We start from the raw sequence: 7,186 nt of genomic DNA on the forward strand, positions 1-7,186 counted from the left end.
TACTGCCTTTTTATTGAATTAAAGTGTTAAAAAAGATAAATTTTATACTTTTCTAAATTATCAGAGAAAAACAAATTTTATATCCCATAATATCTTATGTATAATTATCCTTCCTTTTCTGTCATAAAATGAAGGTTTATTCATATTGAAAATATGTAGGCTAAAATAAGTGCAAAGGATATGAAAGTGTGTTACGATACACTTTGCTAAAAATAGATATCGGTAAAGAGGGGACGGACATGACAGCAATTCGCTCAAAAAACGGGCCAACAGAGAAATTAAGTTTATTCTTATTAACATGGCCTATTTTTCTAGAAGTTTTTCTTTTTATGCTGATGGGGATCGCTGATACTTTCATGTTAAGTGCATTATCAGACGATGCTGTATCTGGGGTTGGTGCAGCGAATCAATACCTTCATATCGCTATTTTAGTACTAGAAGTCATCGGGAATGGCGCTGCTATCGTTGTATCCCAATACCTCGGTTCTAAACGCTTTATGGAGGCATCAAAAATATCAGCATTGGCAGTAACATTAAATTTAGGAGTCGGGCTCGTTATAAGCGCCGGTTTTCTTTTATTCTCAAAACATATGATGATGGCAATGAACTTACAAGGCGATGTCTTAACGTACGCGCAAAGCTATTTATCCATCGTCGGAGGAGCCATTTTCCTTCAAGCTATTATTAACTCATTAGCCGCAATTATCCGCGTACACGGTTTTACAAAGCAAGCAATGTTTATTTCACTTGGAATGAATATTATTCATATCGCCGGAAACTATGTACTCATTTTCGGAAAATTCGGTTTCCCTGAACTTGGTGTGCAAGGGGCAGCTATTTCTTCCGCTGTTAGCCGGTTAATCGCACTTATCGTTTTCTTCTGGTTACTGTACCGTGTTATGGAATACCGCGTGAAATTACAATACTACTTCACTTTATCGAAAGAATACGTTGGCAAAATTTTAAAGATCGGCATTCCATCTGCATTTGAACAAGTGATGTACCAAGCTTGCCAAATCGTCTTCCTATATTACGCAACATACTTAGGGACAGAATCGTTAGCTGCTAGACAATATGCTACTAACATTTCCATGTTCACTTATTTATTCGCCATTGCTATCGGTATGGGAACAGCTATTATCGTTGGACGTCTAGTTGGCGGAAATGAAAAGGATGAAGCTTACACACGCGTATGGAAAAGTGTACAATGGGCGATTGGTGTAACTTTATTTATGGTCATTCTCGTTGTTACATTCCGCACACAATTAATGGGACTATTTACGGATAATCCCCATATTATCTCTCTAGGGGCAAGCGTTCTTTTACTAAGTGTACTACTTGAAACAGGACGGACGATGAACATCGTCATCATTAATTCACTTCGTGCAGCTGGCGATGCAAAATATCCGGTTTTAATCGGCGCATTCTCCATGGTGTTAATGAGCTTACCGCTCGGCTACTTTTTCGTCTTTCAATTAGATATGGGTCTCGTTGGTATTTGGCTAGCGATTGCTATCGACGAATGGACACGGGCGATTATTATGTTCTTCCGCTGGAAAAGTAGAGCGTGGGAAAATTATGCACTTGTTAAACCTGATGAACAAGAAGAGAGTACTGCTGTTCAAGCACAATAAAATAAAAGTGTTTCTAAATGAAGAAAAAGGCGACTGGATTTCAGTCGCCTTTTCTTCATTCTTGGAAACTCTTACTTTGCTGTCTTTAAACAGAAAAAGAACTTGGATAAAATCTCTTTATACTAAATTAAGTTTAACTAGTATAAAAAAATAGAGCCCTCCTTCTGTAATAGAAGAATGGCTCTACTTTATTATTGATAAATTTCTTTATATTTCTTATACTCTGCTTCAGAACATAATACGAAATGTCCTGGGCGAATTTCACGCATTGTTGGTACTTCCTCACCATATTGATGTTGAGATGGATCGTATACGATACGTTTACGATTGCGCTCATAATCTGGATCTGGAAGCGGAATTGCAGATAGTAGTGATTTTGTATATGGATGCATTGGATTCGCATATAACTCTTCACTTGTTGTCAGCTCAACGATTTGGCCACGGTACATTACACCAATGCGATCACTAATGTATTTTACCATCGATAAATCATGGGCGATGAATAAGTACGTTAAACCTTTTTCTCTTTGTAACTGTTTCAGTAAGTTTACAACTTGCGCCTGAATCGATACGTCAAGTGCTGAGATTGGTTCATCAGCAATGATAAATTCAGGTTCTACAGCTAGCGCACGAGCGATACCGATACGTTGACGTTGTCCACCTGAGAATTCATGTGGGAAACGGTTCGCGTGCTCTTTATTTAAACCAACTGTATTTAACAGCTCGTGAACACGGTCCATACGCTCTTTTTTGCTTTTTGCTAGTCCGTGAATATCAATACCTTCTGCAATAATATCCCCCACTGTCATACGAGGATTTAATGATGCATATGGATCTTGGAAAATCATTTGCATTTTACGGTTGAACTTCTTAAGTTCTGCGCGTGATTTTTTACCATGTACATTTTCACCATCGAACAACACTTCACCGGCAGTTGCATCATATAAACGAATGATCGTTCTTCCAGTTGTTGACTTACCACAACCAGATTCTCCTACAAGTCCAAATGTTTCACCGCGGTAAATATCAAATGAAATATCATTAACTGCTTTAACAACACCACCACTCACATCAAAGTGTTGTTTCACATTTTTTACTTCAATTAATTTCTCACGTTGTTTAGTCATGTTGTTCACCCGCTTTCATTTGAAGAATACGTTTTTCAACAACTGCTGGTGGTTTTACTTCTGGCGCTTGCTCATGAAGTAACCAAGTTGCCGCATAATGTGTATCACTTACTTTAAATAAAGGTGGTTCCATTTCAAAATCAATTTTCAGCGCCTGTGGGTTACGTGGTGCAAAAGCATCACCCTTTGGCGGTTTTAATAAGTCTGGAGGCGTTCCTGGAATCGCATATAGCTCGTCCTCTGAACCATCTAAGCTTGGCATAGATGCGATTAAGCCCCATGTGTATGGATGTTGTGGATTATAGAAAATTTCATCAACAGTTCCAATTTCAACAACTTTACCAGCGTACATAACCGCAACTCGGTCTGCAACGTTTGCCACTACACCTAAGTCATGCGTAATGAAAATGATTGCTGCTTCTGTTTTTTGCTGAATGTCCTTCATAAGCTCTAAAATTTGCGCCTGAATTGTAACGTCTAGCGCCGTTGTCGGCTCATCGGCAATTAATAATTTTGGGTTACAAGCTAACGCCATCGCAATAACTACACGCTGTCTCATACCACCTGAGAATTGGTGAGGATATTGTTTTAAACGAGCTTCTGGATTTGGAATACCTACAAGGTCGATTAATTCTACAGCAACTTTACGTGCGTCTGCTTTACTCATCCCTTGGTGTTTAATAAGACCTTCCATAATCTGATTACCAATTGTCATCGTTGGATTTAACGATGTCATTGGATCTTGGAAAATCATCGCAATATCTTTACCGCGTACTTGCTGCATTTCTTTTTCTGTTAGTTTCGTTAAGTCACGACCTTCAAATATGATTTCACCGTTTTTAATACGTCCTGGAGGATTCGGAATTAATCCCATTAACGCTTTAGAAGTAACTGATTTACCAGAACCAGATTCTCCTACAATCGCTAATGTTTCTCCTTTTTTTAAATCAAAAGTAACGCCGCGTACAGCTTGTACTTCACCTGCATGTGTATCAAAGGAGACTTGCAAATCTTTTACCTCTAGCAATGTTTTCATTTTTACTTCTCCCCTCTTTTACTTACGCATTTTTGGATCTAACGCGTCGCGTAATCCGTCTGCCATTAAGTTGAATGCTAAGATTAACATACTGATGACAACCGCTGGGATGAACATCATATGTGGATACGTTTGAATTGATTTATAACCATCGTTTACAAGAGAACCAAGTGATGCGAATGGTGGCTGAATACCTAGTCCGATGAAGCTTAAGAATGCTTCACCAAATACCGCTGTTGGAATTGTAAACATTGTCATTACGATAATTGGTCCCATTACGTTCGGAATTAAGTGCTTCACAATTAACTGTGTATTTGTTGCCCCTAATGTACGAGATGCTAATACATATTCTTGGTTTTTTAATTTTAGGATTTGTCCACGAACGATACGCGACATCCCTATCCAACCTGTAATTGCCATCGCGAGTGTAATCGACCAAATACCTGATCCCATAATGATTACCATTAAAATAACGATGATTAAGTATGGAATACCGTTAATAATCTCCATAATACGTTGCATAATATTATCTACTCTGCCGCCATAGAACGCTGAAATACCTCCGTATGCGACCCCGATTACTAGGTCAATTGCTGCTGCTAAAAGAGCGATATATAATGATACACGTGTACCCTCCCATGTTCTTGTCCATAAATCACGGCCAAGATCATCTGTACCAAACCAGAAGTACTCTTTAATATCACGTTTTTCATATTGATCAACACCATATTGATCTGTACCGTCAAATGGTAGCCAATGAATATTTTCAATCACTGGAATTTTCGGTGGCATTTTCGCACGACCTAAATCCTGCTCTTTATATGAGTGTTTACTTACCATCGGCCCTATAACTGCTAGCAATATAATAAGGCTTAATAATATGAAACCAAACATCGCACCTTTATGTTGGAACAAACGTCTTCTTACATCTTGCCAAAACGTTAAGCTTGGACGGGCAATGACTTCATTATCAACATTACTTTGATTGGCTGGTTGAAATAAATCTGGAGATAATTTTTGTACATCTTTCATCATTTTTTCCCTCCCGCTAAACGAATACGAGGATCAATAATTCCGTATAAAATATCGACAATGAAAATAACTAGGATGAAGATCGCACTATAGAAAATTGTAGTTCCCATAATAACTGTATAGTCATTCACTGTAATCGATTTAACGAATTGTTCCCCAAGTCCAGGTACAGCGTAAATTTGCTCAATAACTAGTGTCCCTGTAATTAATCCTGCAACCATTGGTCCTAAAATTGTTACAACTGGAATTAATGCGTTACGAAGTGCGTGCTTGATAATGATAACGCCTTGGCTAATTCCTTTCGCTTTCGCTGTTAAAATGTAGTCAGCTTGCATAACCTCAATTAACTCTGCACGAGCGAAACGTGCGATTGTTGCGATAACTGCCATCGATAAGGCAATTGTAGGCATTACTGTAAACTCCGGTCCTTTCCAGAATGCTACTGGGAACCAACCAAGTTTTACCCCTACGAAATATTGTAGTAATGCGGCAAATACGAATGATGGTACCGACATCCCGAGTACGGAAATAATTGTCGCCCCATAATCGACCCACGTATTGTTACGAAGCGCCGCAACGATTCCTAAAATTAAACCGATAAATGTTCCTAATATAATCGCTTGTAAACCAAGTTGTGCTGATGGTCCAATACGATCCACAATCATATCTGTTACTGGGCGGTTATCATATTGGAATGATACCCCTAAATCACCTTTTGCTAAGTTACCTAAGTAACGTGCATATTGAACTGGTACTGGATCATTTAATCCATATTTTTCAAGAATGATTTCTTTTTGTGCCGGTGATAGCTTCTCCTGGTTTTTAAGCGGAGAACCCGGTAGTAATTTCATCAAAAAGAAAGTCAGTGTAGTAATTAAAAATAATGTCAAAGCCATGTACACGAAACGTTTTAATACATAACGTCCCATAGTCAAGCACCTCCCCGTTTTTCTCAAAAGCAATAAGATAGTTTAAAATATTCTTACTTTTATTTTTTTAAAATAAGAGCACATGCCCATCATAGGCATATACCCTTGTAAACGATGGAAAAAAAGATTATTTTTGTTCAACAGATGCCCATTTGTAAGTTAATTTACCACCATAGTTAATTGGGATAATATCTTTTACGGCACCTTTTACTACATATGCTGAACCTTTTTGGAAGATCGGAGCAATAACTGCATCCTCTTTAATTAATATTTTCTCTACTTCTAAAAGGTTGTTCCAGCGAGCTTGTAAATCTTTTGTATCTGTTTTTGCTTTTAGAATTAGCTCATCATATTTCGGATTAGAATATCCTGTTTTATTTTGTGAACCATTCGTAACAAACATATCTAAGTATGAGATTGGATCTGGGAAGTCTGGAGCCCAAATACCAAACGCCATATCATATTCCTGAGAGTCTTCTAACTTATTTTTTTGCGCGAATGGCTGCTGTTTAATTTTAATCGTTAAACCAGGTAAGTTCTTTTCCATCTCACCTTTTAAAAATTCGCCAATTTTTTTCGCATCTTCATTATCGAAGCTTAAGAATTCTAGTTCGATCTTATCAGTACCAAGCTCTTTCTTCGCTGTTTCCCAAAGTTTTTTCGCTTCTTTTGAATCCGTTTCAACTAGCTTCCCATTTTCAGCACGGAAGTCTTTTTTATTCGGACCTTCAGCGAAATCTTTTCCAACAAATCCGTAAGCACCGATTGCACCGTTGTTTAAAATAACTTTTGCAATGTTATCACGGTCAAAGGACATTGAAATTGCTTTTCTTAAGTTTTTATTACTCAAATACTTATTATTTTGATTAAATCTTAAGTAGGCAACTCCAGCTTCTTTTCGTGTTTCGAACTCTGGATTTTGTCTAAACTTATCAACAAATTCCGATGTTAGAACCGCACGATCAATCGCATTTGTTTCATATAAATTTACATCAGTTGATGTATTTTTCGCAATATTGAAATTTATTTCTTCGAGTTTAACTGTTTTGTTATCCCAATATGATGGGTTTTTCTTAAATTGGAAGCTTTGTTCATGTTTCCAATCACTCATAACGAATGGCCCGTTATATAATGTTGTATTTGCCTCTAAACCAAACTTATCACCTTGTGATTTCACATAGTTTTCATTTAGTGGGTAAAATACTGGATATACTGTTAAATCAATAAAGTAAGGAACGGGATTGTCTAATTCCACTTCTAATGTATAATCATCAATCGCTTTTACACCTAATTGGTCAGCAGGTAATTCTCTTTTATGAATTTTTTCTGCATTTTTAATATCGAACATAATGTACGAATACGTAGCTTTTGTATCCGGATTTACTGCTCTTTTCCATGAATACACAAAGTCTTTCGCTGTTACAGGTT

At 37.4% G+C, this 7,186-nt stretch carries 6 protein-coding genes; 1 reads left to right on the top strand and 5 read right to left on the bottom strand.

Annotated features, from left to right (window positions below; translation table 11 throughout):
• Positions 1-188: 188 nt before the first annotated feature.
• Positions 189-1,634, top strand: a complete 1,446-nt coding sequence (locus KI356_RS21625; RefSeq protein WP_212936407.1) for an MATE family efflux transporter — start codon at positions 189-191, stop codon at positions 1,632-1,634.
• 191 nt (positions 1,635-1,825) lie between these two features.
• Here KI356_RS21625 and KI356_RS21630 read toward each other — a convergent pair whose 3' ends face one another.
• From KI356_RS21630 to KI356_RS21650, 5 genes are all read right to left on the bottom strand, one after another.
• Positions 1,826-2,761, bottom strand: coding sequence for an ABC transporter ATP-binding protein (locus KI356_RS21630; protein WP_212936408.1), 936 nt, complete (start codon positions 2,759-2,761; stop codon positions 1,826-1,828).
• Positions 2,754-3,797 (bottom strand): ABC transporter ATP-binding protein, encoded by a 1,044-nt coding sequence (locus tag KI356_RS21635; protein WP_128282157.1) that lies wholly within the window; start codon positions 3,795-3,797, stop codon positions 2,754-2,756. Before KI356_RS21635 ends, KI356_RS21630 begins: the two co-directional genes overlap by 8 nt.
• 18 nt (positions 3,798-3,815) lie before the next feature.
• Complete coding sequence (gene opp3C, locus KI356_RS21640) at positions 3,816-4,832, bottom strand: oligopeptide ABC transporter permease (RefSeq protein ID WP_128282156.1); 1,017 nt, start codon at positions 4,830-4,832, stop codon at positions 3,816-3,818.
• Entirely contained in the window at positions 4,829-5,758 is a 930-nt protein-coding gene (opp3b, locus tag KI356_RS21645; protein WP_000534165.1) for an oligopeptide ABC transporter permease, read from the bottom strand. Before opp3b ends, opp3C begins: the two co-directional genes overlap by 4 nt.
• A gap of 127 nt (positions 5,759-5,885) precedes the next feature.
• A partial coding sequence (locus KI356_RS21650) for a peptide ABC transporter substrate-binding protein (protein ID WP_212936409.1) occupies positions 5,886-7,186 on the bottom strand: 1,301 nt, incomplete at its 5' end.

It is taken from the genome of Bacillus hominis, assembly GCF_018332515.1.
Taxonomy (GTDB): Bacteria; Bacillota; Bacilli; order Bacillales; family Bacillaceae_G; genus Bacillus_A; species Bacillus_A hominis.

Bases quoted from the DNA above. Each gene is read 5' to 3' on its own strand.
- KI356_RS21630 (WP_212936408.1), bottom strand. From the start codon at position 2,761: ATGACTAAACAACGTGAGAAATTAATTGAAGTAAAAAATGTGAAACAA.
- opp3b (WP_000534165.1), bottom strand. From the start codon at position 5,758: ATGGGACGTTATGTATTAAAACGTTTCGTGTACATGGCTTTGACATTA.
- opp3C (WP_128282156.1), bottom strand. From the start codon at position 4,832: ATGATGAAAGATGTACAAAAATTATCTCCAGATTTATTTCAACCAGCC.
- KI356_RS21635 (WP_128282157.1), bottom strand. From the start codon at position 3,797: ATGAAAACATTGCTAGAGGTAAAAGATTTGCAAGTCTCCTTTGATACA.